We start from the raw sequence: 16,031 nt of genomic DNA, 5'->3' as shown, positions 1-16,031 counted from the left end.
TCAGGCCCGCAGAACGAGGCCGTCGGCGACGTAGAAGAGGGCGACGTCGATCATGTCCAGCGGGACCGCGTGCTTCGCGTGGTATGCCCGTCGGTACAGCTCGAGCTGCAGCATCCGCTCGGTTCGTTCAGCTGCCGTCCGTGGGGGTCGACCGGTCTTCCAATCGACGATCTCGATGCGGTCCCCGCGCCGGTAGACGGCATCGAGCTTGCAGATGACGATGTGCGGGCGCCCGTCGCCGAGGGCGTCGGGGTCGACGAAGTCGATCTCGGTCTCGACCTCGATCGGCTGCAGCGGACCCCACTCGGAGGAGAGGAAGGCCTCGCGCAGCCGGTCGAGCGCGTCGGCGTCCGCCGCCGACACGGATCCGCCGTCCTCGTCGTCATCCCACAGCACATCATCGGCGGACCGGGCCCTACCCACCAGACCGGATCGCTGCTCGACCCAGGAGTGGAACAGTGTGCCGAGCCTCGTCTGACGGTAGGGCCGTTCCGGCAGCGGACGCGAGACCGCCGTCGCGGCCGCGTCGTAGTCGGCGACGAAGTCCTTGAACCGTGATGCGGGGATGCGGGTGGGGGCCACGCGCTCCTGGCCGGCAGCCCGCGCCGCCCGTTCGGCGAGGAGGAGCTCGAGGTCGCGCGTCGGCGTCGCCGGGGCGGAGCCGATAGCCGTCCGCACACGTGCGGCCGCATTCCGGACCCTCGCGGCACGCGCGCCGAGCGGATCGATGGGCCATTCGAGGGTGGCTCGCGCACCGTCGTAGGGATTGTCCGGGACCTCGGTCTCGGGAAGCGGGATCTCGAGCTCCGCTGCGATCTCGGTCACGAACCGGCTCACCCGGCGCGGCTTCTTGGTTCCCGCCCACGGCGACGCGGCGAGCAAGAGGTGCTCGCGTGCTCGCGTGACGGCGACGTACGCGAGCCGGCGCTCCTCCGCCAGGTGGCGGTCGCGGATCCCCTCGGTGAACGACACGAGTGCGGCCTTCAGGTCCTGCTGGGTGGGCGCGTCATGCGCGCGCCATCTGAGCTCGGGCAGCCAGTCCCTGTCACCCCGGAAAGAGTATGGCAGCACGCCGAACCCCAGCCAGCCCTTCGCATCCTGCAGTCGAGCAGGCAGCTCCTCCTCGACACCGCGGACGACCGCCACGGCGTCCCACTCCAGGCCCTTCGAGCCGTGGATCGTCAGCAACTGAACGACGTCCTCCTCGGGCGGCTCGGTGCGCGGTGCGAACTCGTCGATGCGCTCGGCGCGGTCCAACCAGGCGAGCAGACTCGACAGCGAACCGCGCTCGTCGGTCTGGAGGAAACCGTGGAGTTCGTCGATGAAGGCACGAAGCTGATCCGAGGCCGTCCGGGCCGGTCCCCGCGACTCGTTCGCTGCGAGCTCGATGTCCAGACGCAGTTCCGCCTCGATGAGCCGGACGAGCTCGGGGATCGGAAGACCCGCGGCGCGCCGCAGTCCTGCGAACACGGCACCCGCCTCCCGCAGCCGGGTCCGTGCCGCCGGGGTGAAACCGCTGAGCCAGCCGTGATCGGGCTTCTGACGGGAAACGAAGTCGAGAGCCGCGATGAGCGATCCGCCCTCGTCTCCCGCCGAGGAGCGGATCGTCTCTGCGAGCTCGGGTGGCAACGGCTGGAGCGCCGTGTCGTGACGGACCAGCCGTGCGGCCACGTGAGCGAGCTCTTTGAGATCGGCGAGCCCGACCGCCCACCTCGGCCCGGCGAGCAACCGGATGAGGGCGGATCCCGCTCGCGGGTCGCTGATGACCCGCAGCGCGGCGACCACGTCGACCACCTCCGGGGTCGAGAGGAGTCCGCCCAGTCCGAGGATCCGGTGCGGGATGCCGCGCCGCCCCAGCGCGTCCGCGAACCTGATCATGTGCTTCTTGCTCCGCACGAGGACGGCCGCCGTGGTCTGCCGTCCGGTTCGATGCCGCTCCTCGCGCACGGCGCGGAACCACTCCGCGACGGCGTCGGCTTCGGCGTCCACGTCGTCTTCGACGACGATGTCGACGCGTCCCGCGGGCGCCCCCGGGCGGGGGCGGAGCGCGCCGACCTCGACGGGCGCCTCGAGAGGCTCGAGAACCGCACCCGCGGCCCGGAGGACGTCGACGCCGTTGCGCCAGCTCGTGAGAAGCGAATACGTGCGAGCCCCGGCATCCGGATCGAAGGAGCGCGCGAAGTCACCGAGGTTGCCCGCACTGGCGCCGCGCCATCCGTAGATCGACTGATGCGGATCCCCGACGGCCATGACCGCCGTCCCCCGGAACAGGGCGGCCAGCAGATCCGTCTGGACGACGGAGGTGTCCTGGTACTCGTCCAGGAGGACCACCCGGTACCGCTGCCTCACCTCGTCGGCCACGGACGGATGCGTGCGGACGACCTCCAGAGCTCCGGCGACCTGGTCGGAGAAGTCGATGAGGCCGCGCCGGCGCTTCTCGGCGTCGTAGGTGCGAGCGAGAGCAGTGAGGACGGTGAGCCCCGACACCTTCTCGGCCGCCGTCCGGACGTCCGCGTACACGGTCGTCCCGGCGCGCTCACTCGGCCGCTCGAGGACGTCCTGGAACGCCTCAGCGAAGGCGTCGAGATCCGCGAGACCGACGAGGTTGTCGACGCTGTCCCGCGCGATCCGCAGGGCCGCGTCGATGATCGTCGAGGGCCGCTCGGGGCGTTCGGGCAGGCGCGGGTCGTCGGAGGACAGCACGACCTGGCGCATGAGGAGCCACGCCGCGGACTCGCTGAGGACGACAGCCTCGGCGTCGCGGCCGATCCGGACCGCGTTCTCGCGCACGATGGCGTCGGCGAAACTGTTGTAGGTCGAAACGGCGGGCCGCTCGAGCAACGCGTCCCCCGCGGCCGGGCTCGCGCTCTCGGGGGCGAGGGCGTCGAGCGCCGCGCGGCGGGCGCTCTCGGGCGCCCCCGAGCGCTCGAGCTCCCCGAAGACGGCGAGACGACCGTCGGCGTGCAGAGCCTCGAGCTGCGGGAGGAGTCCCCGACTCTCGAACTCCGCCAGGCGACGCAGCCGTGACCCGATGCGTTCCGCCAGCTCCCCCGCGGCTTTGCGGGTGAAGGTCAGCCCGAGCACCTCATCCCGACGGACCAGGCCGTTGGCGACGAGCCACACGACGCGACCGGCCATCGTCTCCGTCTTGCCGCTCCCGGCGCCCGCGACGACGAGCGCCGGAGAGAGCGGCGCCGAGATGACGGCGGACTGCTCGACCGTCGGGGGGAACTGCCCGAGCGCCGCCGCGACGGCTTCAGGGCTGATGACGGAGGCGCTCACGCAGAACTCACCGGTCCGATCGTGTGAATGCGGCAGAGTCCGCGGGTGTGGTCGTCGCGGCAGTGCTCTTCGAAGGGCGCGATGAACGAGGTACCTCGCATCACGCGCACCGCCTCGTCGACGCGGGAAAGGAACGCCGCCCGCGTCTCGTCGTCGAACGGTTCCTGTCGCGGCTGCGCGTAAGGGGCGTTCCGCGTTCCCTTCAGGACGAGGAGCTTCGCCCCGCCCGGCTCGGCGCCGGCCACCTCGGGGATCGCCCCGCGCTCGAACGCCAATTGGTACGCGGCCAGTTGCGGGTTCTCCTCGGCGGCCTTGTCGCCCGTCGGCTCGTACCGCCCCGTCTTCAGATCGACGATGACGACGCGGCCGTCCCGCGTCCGCTCGACCCGGTCGATGTAGCCCGAGAGGATCGCCGGATGCGCGGCATCCGGAACCGGCAGCGCGACCTCGAAGTGCGGCTCCGCACCCACGAGGGCGGTGCCGTCCCGTTCGATGTCGCGGAGGTACGCGGCCAGTCTCTCGACGAGGTCGCGGGCGCGACGGCGCTCGGCTTCGTCGATCCACGCGGCGTCGAACTCGAGCTGGGACCACCCGTCCTGGACGAATGCCCACAGCGTCTCGACATCTCCCGTCTCCGCACGTTCCAGGGCCGCGTGCAGGAGGGTGCCGAGTCCCGCGACCGCGGTTCCCGGGTCGCCGCCCAGATCGCCGATGACCCAGTCGAGCTGACACTGCTCGAGTGCGTGGATGCGCGAGGGTGAGATGCGCAGCGGCGCCGCGTCGAGGTCTCGAATGGGGGCCGTAGAGGTCGGCTCGGCGAGCCCGTACCACTGCGAAGGGTCTGCGCCGGGAACACCGGCGCCGGCCAGCAACGCGAGCTGCCCCGCCGCATCCGCCCGCACCGGCTCCGCACTTCGCGGGTCCGTGAGCGTCCGGCGGTGGGCCGCGACGAGACCCCTCAGCGTGAGCGGATGCTCAGCCGACCGAGGAGCCGGCCGGGCGGGAGGCAGCAGCTCGAACAGGACGCTGGGCCCGGAGTCGTCGTCGTCCACCGCGGTCACGACGAGCCGGGACCGCGCCCGCGAAACCGCACGCGCGAAGAGTCGGAGCTCGTCGTACAGAACCGCGCGGCGTCGATCCGCCGTGTCGAGATCCGTGTCCTCCTCGGCGAGCCGAGCGGTCTCGAGGAGGCTGCCGCGCAGCCGGAGGTTCGGCCACACCCCGTCTTGCACCCCTGCGATGATGACGGTGTCGAACTCGAGTCCGAGAGCGGCAGCCGGCGTGGAGATCTGGACTCCGCTCGTCACTGTGCCGGTCCGCAGGCGGTCCTCCGCGATCTCCGAGTGCAGCAGCGCCCGCAGATAGTCGATCGGCGCGGTGCCGTCCTCGCGCTCCCCGTGACGCTTGGCAGCCTCGAACAGGGCGACGACGGCGTCCAGGTCCCGCCGGGCGCCGTCCGCCAGCGATCCCTGGCCGTCGGCGAGGGAACGCAGCTGGCGTTCGAGGCCTCGCTGCTCCCACACGGTCCAGAGGAGCTCGTGCGCGGTCGCGCCGGTCTGCAGCTGCTCCCCCAGGTCGCCGAGCGTGCGCGCCACGCGCGCGGCCCGGCGCGCCTCGGGGGTGTCGACGACGTCGAACTCGATCGGATGACGCATCCCCGACGCGAGCAGATCCCGCGCAGATCGCTCGCCCCCGCGTCGCAGCTCCTCGTGTCGGAGCGCGGCGCGCAGGCGACGCAGTTCCACCGGATCGAGGCCCCCGCCCACCAGCGCGTCGAGGACGTCGTCGTCGGTGCGCTCTTCCAGCGGTATCGCCGCGAGATCGACGGTCCGCAGCAGCTCCCGGACGATCACCGTCTCGGCGAGGGCGCGGGCGGGACCGACAGCGGCGGTGGGGACGTCGCGAGCCGACAGCTCGGCCTCCAGGGCCGTCACCTGGCGCGAGTCGTGCGCGATGACCGCGCAGTCCTCCCAGCGGACCCCGTCGTGGACGTGACGCTCCCGCAGGAGGCGGGCTATCACATCGAACTCCTCGGCCCCGGATCGCAGCGTGAATGCGCGGACGCTCTCATCCGGGTCGACCCCGACGGGTGGATGCCGGTGCGCGACGAGCCCCGCCGCCCCGATGCGCGAGGTGACCTGTGCCGTGAGGTCTCGGTGCGCCGCCGTCCCGCGGTGCACCCGGTCGAGGACATACGTCGTCGTGGCGAGGCGGGCGAAGTTCTCGGGGTGGGCGCCTCGGAACGACCCCGAGCCGACGTCGGGATCGCCGAAGGCGAGGACGGCGATGCCACGCATCCGGCAGGCCTCGAGCAACTCCACTCCACCGAGAGTCAGCTCCTGCGCGTCGTCGACGAGGATCGCGCGCAGGCCGGCGACCGACCCCAGAGCGGGCGAGCCGGCCGGAGCGTCGCGAAGGAGCCCCACCGCCTCACGCACCAGACCGGCCGCATCCCGATGCGCTCCGCGCATGCGTGCGCGGACGGCGCGGTACTCCCGGGCGAACGACGCCAGCGACGCCCACACCGGTCGATCCGTCGCGCTCGCGCGCGCGGCGAGCTCGCCCGGTTCGATGCCGAGCGTCGTCATCTCCGCGAGGAAGGCACGGATCTCGGCGCGGAGCCCGGACGTCGATCGGATGTCAGGGGGCAGCCACTCGGGCCACCGAGACGGCGCGTGCTGCTCGTCTTCGGCGTCGCCGGCGAGGAGGTCTCCGATGATGCGGTCCTCATCCGGGCCCGTCAGAAGCTGCGGAGGCTCCTCACCGCTGTGTACGGCGTGAGCGCGCACCGCCTGGTAGGCGAAGGCCGCCACGGACCGGGCCAGCGGACCGCTCGTCGCGACGCCGACGCCGACAGCGAGGCGATCGCGCAACCCGGTCGCCGCGGTCCGGGTCGGTGTCAGCACGAGCAGCTGCTCCGGCGTCATCCCCCCGTCGATGAGCGCGACGACGCGACGCACGAGGGTCGCCGTCTTCCCCGTGCCCGGCGCGCCGATCACGACGCCGGAAGCCGCCTCGGGGAGGGCGATCACCGCGTCCTGCGCCGGGTCGGGTCGGGAGGGCGCGGCGGGCATGCGGTCCACGCTAACCGTCGCCGCCGACACCAGTGTCACGAGAGCCCGCGCGCCGGGGGCGGGATCGTTCGCCGACAGCGAGCAGCCACCCGCATCCGGTGCCCGAGCCCGTGTCGTAGGCTCGAGACGCGCCCGGAGACCCGGGCCCGGAAAGGCAGGCATCACCGTGGAGATCCGCATCGGCATCGCCAACTCGCGCGAGCTCGGCTTCGATTCGAACGAGACCGCCGAGGCTGTGAAGCAGACGGTCATCGCGGCGCTCGACAGCGGCGCGAACTACGTGACCCTCGCCGATGCGAAGGGCGCGACCTACCTCATCCCGACGGCGGGCATCACCTTCGTCGAGGTCGGCACCGACCAGTCCCGTCGCGTGGGCTTCGTCGCCTGACATGCTCGTCGTCCTGGCGCTCGTCTTCGGAGCGATCGCCGGAGCAGCCGCGCACTACGCGCTGCCGCTCCGTTCGCTGCGCGGCGTGGCCGCGGCGCCGATCCTCGGCTCCCTGCTCGGGGCCGGGACCTGGACCGCGATGACCTGGGCCGGCATGGGCCCCGACACGGGCTGGATCTGGCTGACGAGCATCGCCGTCCCTGTCATCGTCACCCCGATCGTCCTGCTTCTCGCGTCGCGTGCGCGGGCCGCACGGGACGCCCGCACCCGCCGCGACCTCGGCATCGCCTGAGCACGACTCGGCACGGTCAGGCGTCGAGTCCGATACTCGTCATGCGCCGCGAGTGGGCGCCCAAGAGCTGGGTGAAGACGGGCTCGACCTGCTTCTCGTCGTCCTGGTCGAGCGCGCCGGGTCGATCCGTGGTCCGTGGACGAAGAGCGCTCCTCGCCACGAGGAGCGTGTCGCCCACCAGGCGCCGGCCCCACAGGCTCAGCAGTGAGCGCAGCTCGTCGTCGGTCGAGATGGCGTCGGAGACGATCGCCACGAGCGGTGAGCGGTCGGCATCCGCTCGGAGGATCGCCGCCGCGCGGCGGCCCGTCTCGCCGTAGCTCCCCGAAAGGGACAGGTAGAAGTCGTCGAGCAGGCCCGCCGTGACGTGCACGGTGAGCATGGTCTCGAGCGGACGCACCCCGTGGGTCGCCCGCCGGAAGGCGTCGAGGGGTTCTCGGAACGGGAGCATCAGCTCGAGCGGGTCGTCGCCCCGGTCGCGGATGAGCTCGACCAGCGCCTGGTGCTTGAACAGCGCAGCGCCGGTGGCCCGCGAGAGCGATTCCTTGTGGGAGAGCTCGGGGCTCCGCTCGATGACCGAGCTGAGCGTCTCGGCGTATCCGAGCTGGAGGTAGGCCGCCTGCCCGAGATACGTGGCCACGTCGGGCGCGAGCTGCTGGAAGTCGACACGACGAACGTCGCTCGCCTCATCGCGGGAACGCAACCGCAGGATGCGCCCGGGGGGTCGCCGTCGCTGCCAGAACCACCTCACCACGCGCCCAGCCTACGGGGCGGGAGGGACCGCTCCGGTAGGATGGCTCCGTCCCGGCGTCGGATCGGGACCCCGCGCCTGGGGCTGAGTGAAGGGCGTGGACCCTCATCACGGCGGCATCTCACCGTCAGACAGGCACGGAAAAGCATGACCACGTTCGCAGAGCTCGGCGTCGACCAGGACATCGTCGACACCCTCGCCGCCAAGGGAATCGTCGACACGTTCCCCATCCAGGAGCAGACCATCCCCCTCGGCCTTCCCGGCCAGGACATCATCGGCCAGGCGAAGACCGGTACCGGCAAGACCTTCGGCTTCGGCATCCCCGTCGTCCAGCGCCTCGGCCTCACCCCCGAGCCCGGCGTCAAGGCGCTGATCGTCGTTCCGACGCGCGAGCTCGCCGTCCAGGTCTACGAGGACATGGACATGCTGACTTCGGGGCGCGCCACGAGCGTCGTCGCCATCTACGGCGGCAAGGCCTACGAGGGTCAGATCGATCAGCTCAAGGCGGGCGCGCAGATCGTCGTCGGCACCCCGGGGCGCCTCATCGACCTCAACAACCAGCGTCTGCTCGATCTGTCGCACGCGACCGAGGTCGTCCTGGACGAGGCCGACAAGATGCTCGACCTCGGGTTCCTCCCCGACATCGAGAAGATCTTCCAGAAAGTCGCGCCGGTCCGCCACACGATGCTGTACTCGGCCACCATGCCGGGCCCGATCGTCGCGCTCGCCCGACGCTTCATGTCGAACCCGATCCACATCCGCGCGAGCGACCCCGACGAGGGCCTCACGCAGGCCAACATCAAGCACCTCGTCTACCGGGCGCACTCGCTCGACAAGGACGAGGTCATCGCTCGTATCCTGCAGGCCGAGGGCCGCGGCAAGACCGTCATCTTCACGCGCACCAAGCGGGCCGCCCAGCGACTCGTCGACGAGCTCAGCGACCGTGGCTTCAGCGCCGGCGCCGTCCACGGCGACATGAGCCAGGAGGCGCGCGAGCGCTCGATGGCCGCCTTCAAGGCGGGCAAGCGCGACGTCCTCATCGCGACCGACGTCGCCGCCCGCGGTATCGACGTGGACGACGTGACCCACGTCATCAACCACACGATCCCCGACGACGAGCAGACCTATCTGCACCGCGCCGGCCGCACCGGCCGTGCCGGTAAGACCGGCATCGCGGTGACGTTCGTCGACTGGGACGACCTCCACAAGTGGGCCCTCATCAACCGGGCTCTCGACTTCGGCCAGCCCGAACCCCTCGAGACCTACTCGTCGAGCCCCCACCTGTTCGAGGACCTCGACATCCCCGCCGGGACGAAAGGCCGCATCGCGACAGCCCCGAAGGCTGCTCCCGCGCGCTCCTCGGCCGCCCCGGCACGTGCTGCCGATGCCGCCGCGGAGCAGTCGACGGATGCCGGTACCCGCCGCCGCCGTCGTCGCCGCTCAGGTGCGGACGAGGCCAAGGTCGGCTCGACGTTCGCCGCCGACGGCGAGGCGTCGGCATCCGGTTCCGCTCCCACGTCGGCCGATGCCGCCGACCGCACGGTCGACGGAGCGGGTACCCACGACGGCTCCGGCAAGGAGCACCACGACGGCAAGCCCGCTCCCGCACGTCGCCGTCGGCGCCGTCGCGGCGGGTCCGGCTCGGGCGCACCCGCCGCGGGCGCCTGAGCTCGCGCCCCGCTAGGGCGTGACGAGCGAGCTCCCCGTCCCGAGCGCGACGATCCGGTCGATCATCTCCTCGGACGTCGTGTTCTCGCCGGGGATGTTCGGCTTGCCGCGACCGTGATAGTCGCTCGATCCGGTGGCGATCAGGCCCCGATCGGCGACGAGGCGACGAAGCTCGCCGAGAGCGGGCTCCGCGTTCTCGCGGTGGCCGAGTTCGAACCCCGCGAGGCCCGCACCGAGCATGCCCCGGACGATCCGGGTGGGCAGCAGTCCGGCCCGCCCGGCCGGATGGGCGATCACCGGCACGCCGCCGGCGGCCGAGACGGCGGCGACGGCGGTCACGGGATCCGGAGCGTAGAGAGCGACGTAATACTCGCTGGCCGGTGACAGGATGCCGCCGAATGCCTCGCCGCGGTCGCGGACGTGCCCGCGAGCGACGAGCGCGTCTGCGATGTGGGGACGTCCGACGGTGGCGCCCTCCGCGGTCTGCTCCTCGATGTCCTCCCACGTGAGGTCGTAGTCTCGACCGATCCGATCGGCCATGGTCCGTGCGCGCGTGAGGCGGGACTCCCGGATGCGATCGGTCAGTGCTCGCAGGTCCGCGTTCTCCGGGTCGACCAGGTAGGCGAGGACGTGAACGCTGCGCCATTCGTGGCGCGCCGACAGTTCCATGCCCGGGAGGAAGGACATTCCGAGCGACACGGCGGCGTCGGCGGCCTCGGCCCAGCCCGATGTCGTGTCGTGATCGGTGAGGGCCGCGGTCCGGATGCCGTGACGGTGCGCTGCGGCCATGACGGCGGACGGCGGCTCGGTCCCGTCGGAATGATCCGAATGCAGGTGCAGGTCTCCCGGCCCGTGGGGGGCGAAGGAATCATGCGACCCGGCGGACATGGTGACGAGCGTACCGCGCGCAGAAACTCCCCAGCCTGCCCGCTTAGTGTCGTGGTGTGCTGCGACTGACGGGGATCCTCATCACGATCGCCGCCGCCATCGGTGCCGCCATCCTCACCTGGCCGCAGTTCTTCCGCCTCGAGCAGACATTCCCGATCGCGCAGCTCGTCTCCCTCCGCCCCGTCGTCGCGGTCGGCTTCGCCGCCCTCGCCCTCCTCGGCCTCCTGATCTGCCTCGGGCGCCGCACGCGGGGCTTCGGAGCGGGCCTGGCGATGATCGGCATCCTCGCCTGCGCGGCGAACGTCGGCATCCTCGCCTTCCGCGGTCTCGGGACGTCGGGACTCCCCGAACCCACCGCCGACAGCATCCGCGTCATGACGTGGAACACCGCGGGCGAGGCGACCGACGTCGACGCGATCGTGCAGACCGCCATCGCGATGGATGTCGACGTCGTCGCGCTCCCCGAGACGACGGAGAAGACGGGCAAGGCGATCGCCGTCGCGATGCGTGAGCGCGGCAACCCGATGTGGGTGCACGAGGAGAACTACCAGGGGTGGGATGCCACGTACACGACGCTCCTCATCTCCCCCGATCTCGGCGACTACGCCGTCGTGACGTCGGATTCGGCGGGAACCCGCAACACCTCGGTCGTCCCGAGCGTGGTCGCGATGCCCGTCGACGGGAAGGGACCGACGATCGTCGCCGTGCACGCCGTCGCGCCGAGGCCGAACGACATGGATCATTGGCGGAGCGACCTCCGCTGGGTCGCGGATCAGTGCGCGAGCCCTGATGTGATCCTCGCCGGAGACTTCAATGCGACCGTCGATCACATGAGTCGGCTCGGCACCGATGGCGGGACCCTCGGCCGCTGCCACGATGCCGCGTCCGCCACGGGGACCGGTGCCGTCGGCACGTGGGACACCGGTTGGCCGTCTCTCCTGGGCGCTCCCATCGACCACGTCATGTCGACGGATGCCTGGCGAGCGACGGGATCGGTTGTCGTGACCTCCCTCGACGGGTCGGGCAGCGACCACCGTCCCGTCATCGTGCAGTTGGAGCCGGTGGGCTGACGTCTCGGGCGGTCGGTGGGAGACTGGGACGATGACCACCGATGAGCGCGACACGATCGCAACGGAGACCCCTGAGACCCCGGCCGCAGCGACGACCAATCGCAAGCAGCCCTTCCCCGCCGGCTTCCTGGACTCGATCTCGACGGGCTGGGCGGAACGGCCCGCGTCGCGCCCCTCGCAGCGGGCGGAGGCCCCTTACGCGGCCGCACGCCGCGCTGCTCTCTCCGCCGCCTTCCCGGGCTCGCGGCTGGTCATCCCCGCGGGCTCGTTCAAGCAGCGCTCCAACGACACCGACTACCCCTTCCGCGCCCACTCCGCGTTCTCCCACCTCACCGGGTGGGGGGCGGACGCGGTCCCCGATTCCGTCCTCGTCTTCGAGCCGGTCGACGGCGGGCACGACGTGACCCTGTACCTGCGCGAGCGCGCCGACCGGACGACGACCGAGTTCTACGCCGACGCTGCGATCGGCGAGTTCTGGATCGGACCGCGGCCCTCGCTCGACGAAGTCGCAGCCGAGCTCGGCGTCCCGACAGCGCACATCGACGCGTTCCAGGACTCCGATCGCGATCGGACCGTCGAGGTCGACGACGAGCTGACACGGTTCGTGTCCGAGATGCGCCTCGTCAAGGACCCGTACGAGATCGCGCAGATGCGCCTCGCGGTCGAGGCGACCGGACGGGGATTCGACGACATCGTCGCCGAGCTTCCCCGCATCATCGACACGCCGCGCGGCGAGCGGGCGATCGAAGGCGTGTTCCACCTCCGCGCCCGTACCGACGGCAACGGCGAGGGGTATGACACGATCGCCGCCTCGGGACCGCACGCGTGCTACCTGCACTGGACGCGCAACGACGGTGCCGTCGTCCCGGGCGACCTCGTCCTGATCGACGCGGGTGTCGAGGTCGATAGCCTCTACACAGCGGACATCACCCGCACCCTTCCCGTCTCGGGGACCTTCTCCGCCGTCCAGCGACGCATCTACGAGACGGTTCGCGAGGCGGCGGACGCCGCGTTCGCGGCGGCGCGTCCGGGCGTGAAGTTCCGCACCATCCATGAGGCGGCTATGGAGGTCATCGCGACGCGCACGGCCGAGTGGGGCCTGCTCCCCGTGACCGCCGAGGAGGCGCTCGACGTCGACCGCGGCGGGCAGCACCGCCGCTACATGGTGCACGGGACGAGCCACCATCTCGGCATCGACGTCCACGATTGCGCCGAGGCCCGCCGTGAGATGTACTACGACGGCGAGCTCGAGCCCGGCATGGTCTTCACGATCGAACCGGGCCTCTACTTCCAGATCGACGACCTCACCGTTCCCGAGGAGTACCGGGGCATCGGTGTGCGCATCGAGGACGACATCCTCATGACGGCGGACGGGCCCGTGAACCTGTCGGCCGACATCCCGCGCACAGCGGACGAGATCGAGGCGTGGATCGCCCGCGCTCGGGCCTGAGATCGCGTCGATGACGACGACGGGGTACACGCCGCCGTCCGCCTTCACGACGAGGCCCCAGCTCATGGGGACGTTCGGGATGGCGGCATCCACCCATGCCACGGCGACCGCCGTCGCGCAGGCCGTCCTCGAGCGCGGTGGCAACGCGTTCGACGCGGCCTGCGCCGGCGGCTTCGTGCTGCATCTCGTCGAACCGCATCTGAACGGTCCCGGCGGCGACCTCGTCGGCCTGTTCCAGCCTGCGGATGCCGCCGCTCCGACGGTCCTCATGGGCCAGGGGACTGCGCCGGCCGGGGCCACGATCGACCATTTCGCCGCGGAGGGGCTCGATCTCGTCCCGGGCGCCGGCGGGTTGGCGGCTGCGATCCCCGCTGCCGTCGATGCCTGGCTGCTCCTGCTCCGCGACCACGGCACGTGGACCGTCTCCGACGTCGTGTCCTACGCGATCGGGTACGCCGAGGAGGGGCATCCGCTCCTCCCCGCCGCGGCCGCGACCATCGGTCGGGTCGCCGACCTGTTCCGCGATCACTGGACGTCGTCGGCGCAGCTGTGGCTGTCGGACGGCGAGCTCCCGACGCCGGGCGCACGCCACCGGAACCCGGCCTACGCCGGCGTGCTGCGGCGCCTCGCCACGGCCGGCGACCCCGCCGACGAGCGTCGCGCGCGGATCGACGCCGCCCGGACGGAATGGCGTCACCTGCTCGCGGACGCCTGCGCGTTCCTCGCCCGCCCCCATCGGCACTCCAGCGGGAGAGACCACGCCGCCGTCCTCACTCCGGCCGACCTCGCCGACCCACCGGCGCGCTACGAGACGCCGTTGGCCGTGGGTTTCCGCGGCCGCACGGTCTTCAAAGCGGATGCCTGGTCCCAGGGCCCGGCGCTCCTCGAGGCGCTCCGCATCCTCGAGCCGCTCGCGGACGAACGTCTCGACCCCTCGTCGGTGGACGGCGCGCACACGCTCATCGAGGTGCTGAAGCTCGTCCTCGCAGATCGCGATGCCTACTTCGGCGAGGGTGCGGACGCCACGCCCCTCCTCGCCGACGCTGTGGTCACCGCCCGCCGGGCCGAGATCGGCGACCGCGCCTCATCCACGTGGCGACCTGCGACGCGTGCTGGAGCCGTCCCCTGGCGCCCGCCGCTGCGACGAGAGGCCGAGGCCGCGGTCGGCACCGGCGAGCCCACCGTCGCGCGCACGGGCGACACGCGCGGCGACACCTGCCACATCGACGTCGTCGACCGATGGGGCAACATCATCTCGGTCACGCCGTCGGGCGGCTGGCTGCAGTCCTCCCCCGCCATCCCGTCACTGGGGTTCTGCCTCGGTACGCGGCTGCAGATGTGCTGGCTCGACGAGGCGTCGCCTGCGGCCCTCCGTCCCGGTCACCGGCCGCGGACGACGCTCTCGCCCACGCTCGTCCACGACGGGACCACCCGCATCGCTCTGGGGACCCCCGGCGGCGACCAGCAGGATCAGTGGCAGCTGCCGATGCTGCTCCGGATGTTCGTCGGCGGATACTCCGCGCAGCAGGCGATCGACGCCCCGACGCTGCACACGGCGGCGATGGTCGACTCGTTCTGGCCGAGGACCTGGGACCCGACGGGCATCGCCGCCGAAAACCGACTGGGCGAGCGGGTCCTCGACGGACTCGCCCGGCGCGGACACCGCGTGACGCCTGCCGGGGATTGGTCGCTCGGCCGGCTCTCGGCCGTCGGAAGAGACGGCAGCACCGGCATCCTGTGGGCAGCCGCGAACCCGCGCGGCGTTCAGGGCTACGCAGCCGGACGCTGAAGTCGCTCCGCGAGCCACGGCAGGGCGACGTGCGCGGTGGCCGCACCCACCTCGTGCGCGGGGAGCTTGGTCCCCGCCACCTCGAACGAGTGCCCGCCGCCCTCGATCCAGCGGACGTCCGCGACCTGGCAGGACGCGGCGGCGGCCTCGAGGTCGGCGAGCGGCTGGAGGAACGGATCCTTCGTCCCGGCGAGGAACAGCTGAGGCGCGGCGACGGACGGAAGGTGCGAGGTACGGGCGTTCTCGGGGCGCCCCGGCGGATGGAGCGGGTAGCCGAGGTAGACGAGCGCCTCCGGAGCGATCCGTCCCTCCGCCGCCGCCACCGACGCCATGCGACCGCCGTAGGACTTTCCCGCCGCGACGAACGGGATGCCGGGGAGCACCCTCCGGCAGAAGCTCTCGACGGCGGACCAGGTCTCGATGGCGTGGGCGGCGGGACCCGGCATCCGTCTGCCCGCGTGCCGGTAGGGGAAATCGAACCGGACCGTCGTGAAGCCCGCGGCGCTCCAGGCCTGCGCGACGCCGTCGAGGAACGGGTGCTCGTGCCCGGCGCCGGCTCCGTGGGCGAGGGCGATCACGCCGATCGGGTCGTCGGCGTCATCGACCCACGCGCCGAGCTCGACCCCGCCCGAGGGCAGGGCGACCGGGATCATCGCTGCGGGTCGGGACCTGTCGAGCTCTCGCCCCCCTGCGGCGGGAGAGCAGGGGGCGCCGGAGCGGGATCGACGCGCTCGCCGTAGCGGGGCGGCTCGGACGGGTCGACCCGCTCGCCCGCCGCGGGTGTCGGAGCGGGGTCGACCCGCTCGCCCGCCTGAGGCTGCGGCGCACCCGGGGTGACGCGTTCGCCGTACCGCGGCGGTTCAGCGGGATCGATGGGCCGGGCCGGCGGCGCGGAGGGAGCGGCGGGAGCGCCGAGCAGCTGCTTCGCGCGGCCGATGCTGCGCGGCAGGACGGTGACGTCGTAGTGATCGGCGATCACCTGGGTCACGGACGTGAAGTCGCGCCGACGCCGGAGAATGGAGTAGCTGATGATGCTCAGCAGCATGCCCAGGGCGATCCCGACGAGCATGACGCCGACGAAGAGTTGGAGGACGGCTCCCGGGCTGCCGAGGACGAAGATCGCGGCGAAGAGCAGTCCGAGGAGCACACCGTTGATCGCGCCGGAGCGCGCAGCGGTCGCGTAGCCGAGACGCCCCGTCACACGCTCGACCGAACGTAGACCGCGCCCGACGATCGCGATGTCCTGCGCAGGGACATCGGCCGCGATCAAAGTCGAGACGGCCTTCTGCGCCGCCTCGTACGCCGTGTACTCCGCGACCGTCGCGCCGTGTTCCTTGGGGGCCCCGCCCATCATGCTCATGCGCTCAGTCTCGCACGGCGGT

The 16,031-nt window shown here is 71.8% G+C and carries 12 protein-coding genes; 6 read left to right on the top strand and 6 right to left on the bottom strand.

The genetic code is table 11. The features are described 5' to 3' along the window. The gene (locus BBA86_RS03600) at window positions 1–3,282 is read right to left on the bottom strand and encodes an ATP-dependent DNA helicase (protein ID WP_065570328.1); all 3,282 of its coding nucleotides are present in this window, start codon (window positions 3,280–3,282) and stop codon (window positions 1–3) included. Further along, entirely contained in the window at window positions 3,279–6,356 is a 3,078-nt protein-coding gene (locus BBA86_RS03595; RefSeq protein WP_065572165.1) for an ATP-dependent helicase, read from the bottom strand. Before BBA86_RS03595 ends, BBA86_RS03600 begins: the two co-directional genes overlap by 4 nt. A 166-nt stretch (window positions 6,357–6,522) precedes the next feature. Between BBA86_RS03595 and BBA86_RS03590 the strand changes: the two genes are divergently transcribed. Together BBA86_RS03590 and BBA86_RS03585 are read left to right on the top strand one after the other, a co-directional pair. Then, window positions 6,523–6,744, top strand: coding sequence for a DUF3107 domain-containing protein (locus tag BBA86_RS03590; protein ID WP_065570327.1), 222 nt, complete (start codon window positions 6,523–6,525; stop codon window positions 6,742–6,744). A gap of 1 nt (window position 6,745) precedes the next feature. Then, complete coding sequence (locus BBA86_RS03585; protein ID WP_065570326.1) at window positions 6,746–7,036, top strand: hypothetical protein; 291 nt, start codon at window positions 6,746–6,748, stop codon at window positions 7,034–7,036. A 16-nt stretch (window positions 7,037–7,052) separates the two neighbouring features. Here the strand turns inward: BBA86_RS03585 and BBA86_RS03580 are convergent, their stop codons facing one another. Then, window positions 7,053–7,787, bottom strand: coding sequence for a ferritin-like fold-containing protein (locus BBA86_RS03580; RefSeq protein ID WP_065570325.1), 735 nt, complete (start codon window positions 7,785–7,787; stop codon window positions 7,053–7,055). Between the two features lie 144 nt (window positions 7,788–7,931). Here BBA86_RS03580 and BBA86_RS03575 point away from each other — a divergent pair, with 144 nt between their 5' ends. Then, on the top strand, window positions 7,932–9,452 hold the full coding sequence (locus BBA86_RS03575) for a DEAD/DEAH box helicase (RefSeq protein WP_065570324.1): 1,521 nt from the start codon (window positions 7,932–7,934) through the stop codon (window positions 9,450–9,452). A 12-nt stretch (window positions 9,453–9,464) separates the two neighbouring features. Here the strand turns inward: BBA86_RS03575 and BBA86_RS03570 are convergent, their stop codons facing one another. Then, window positions 9,465–10,340: a PHP domain-containing protein gene (locus BBA86_RS03570; RefSeq protein ID WP_065570323.1), complete on the bottom strand. Its 876-nt coding sequence runs from the start codon at window positions 10,338–10,340 to the stop codon at window positions 9,465–9,467. A gap of 56 nt (window positions 10,341–10,396) precedes the next feature. Here BBA86_RS03570 and BBA86_RS03565 point away from each other — a divergent pair, with 56 nt between their 5' ends. Genes BBA86_RS03565 through BBA86_RS03555 form a run of 3 tightly spaced genes read left to right on the top strand, consistent with a single transcriptional unit; the run spans window position 10,397 to window position 14,649 of the window. Further along, window positions 10,397–11,410 (top strand): endonuclease/exonuclease/phosphatase family protein, encoded by a 1,014-nt coding sequence (locus BBA86_RS03565; protein ID WP_065570322.1) that lies wholly within the window; start codon window positions 10,397–10,399, stop codon window positions 11,408–11,410. A 31-nt stretch (window positions 11,411–11,441) separates the two neighbouring features. After that, window positions 11,442–12,860, top strand: coding sequence for an aminopeptidase P family protein (locus BBA86_RS03560; protein ID WP_065570321.1), 1,419 nt, complete (start codon window positions 11,442–11,444; stop codon window positions 12,858–12,860). 10 nt (window positions 12,861–12,870) lie between these two features. Next, window positions 12,871–14,649 (top strand): gamma-glutamyltransferase family protein, encoded by a 1,779-nt coding sequence (locus BBA86_RS03555; protein ID WP_065570320.1) that lies wholly within the window; start codon window positions 12,871–12,873, stop codon window positions 14,647–14,649. Here BBA86_RS03555 and BBA86_RS03550 read toward each other — a convergent pair. Both BBA86_RS03550 and BBA86_RS03545 read right to left on the bottom strand, forming a co-directional pair. After that, window positions 14,631–15,302 carry an alpha/beta family hydrolase gene (locus tag BBA86_RS03550; RefSeq protein ID WP_065570319.1) on the bottom strand — a complete coding sequence of 224 codons (672 nt, stop codon included), beginning with the start codon at window positions 15,300–15,302 and terminating at the stop codon, window positions 14,631–14,633. The two genes, BBA86_RS03555 and BBA86_RS03550, sit on opposite strands and share 19 nt — an antisense overlap. After that, window positions 15,299–16,009: a general stress protein gene (locus tag BBA86_RS03545; RefSeq protein WP_065570318.1), complete on the bottom strand. Its 711-nt coding sequence runs from the start codon at window positions 16,007–16,009 to the stop codon at window positions 15,299–15,301. Before BBA86_RS03545 ends, BBA86_RS03550 begins: the two co-directional genes overlap by 4 nt. Window positions 16,010–16,031: the final 22 nt, after the last annotated feature.

It is taken from the genome of Microbacterium oleivorans, from assembly GCF_001691565.1.
Lineage (GTDB): Bacteria > Actinomycetota > Actinomycetes > Actinomycetales > Microbacteriaceae > Microbacterium > Microbacterium oleivorans_B.
Note: the sequence above shows the minus strand (reverse complement) of the source record. Positions and strands in the feature narration are given on the sequence as shown.

Coding starts and splice junctions, on each gene's coding strand:
- BBA86_RS03595 (WP_065572165.1), bottom strand. CDS start 6,356: ATGCCCGCCGCGCCCTCCCGACCCGACCCGGCGCAGGACGCGGTGATC.
- BBA86_RS03585 (WP_065570326.1), top strand. CDS start 6,746: ATGCTCGTCGTCCTGGCGCTCGTCTTCGGAGCGATCGCCGGAGCAGCC.
- BBA86_RS03575 (WP_065570324.1), top strand. CDS start 7,932: ATGACCACGTTCGCAGAGCTCGGCGTCGACCAGGACATCGTCGACACC.
- BBA86_RS03570 (WP_065570323.1), bottom strand. CDS start 10,340: ATGTCCGCCGGGTCGCATGATTCCTTCGCCCCCCACGGGCCGGGAGAC.
- BBA86_RS03560 (WP_065570321.1), top strand. CDS start 11,442: ATGACCACCGATGAGCGCGACACGATCGCAACGGAGACCCCTGAGACC.
- BBA86_RS03555 (WP_065570320.1), top strand. CDS start 12,871: ATGACGACGACGGGGTACACGCCGCCGTCCGCCTTCACGACGAGGCCC.
- BBA86_RS03550 (WP_065570319.1), bottom strand. CDS start 15,302: ATGATCCCGGTCGCCCTGCCCTCGGGCGGGGTCGAGCTCGGCGCGTGG.
- BBA86_RS03545 (WP_065570318.1), bottom strand. CDS start 16,009: ATGAGCATGATGGGCGGGGCCCCCAAGGAACACGGCGCGACGGTCGCG.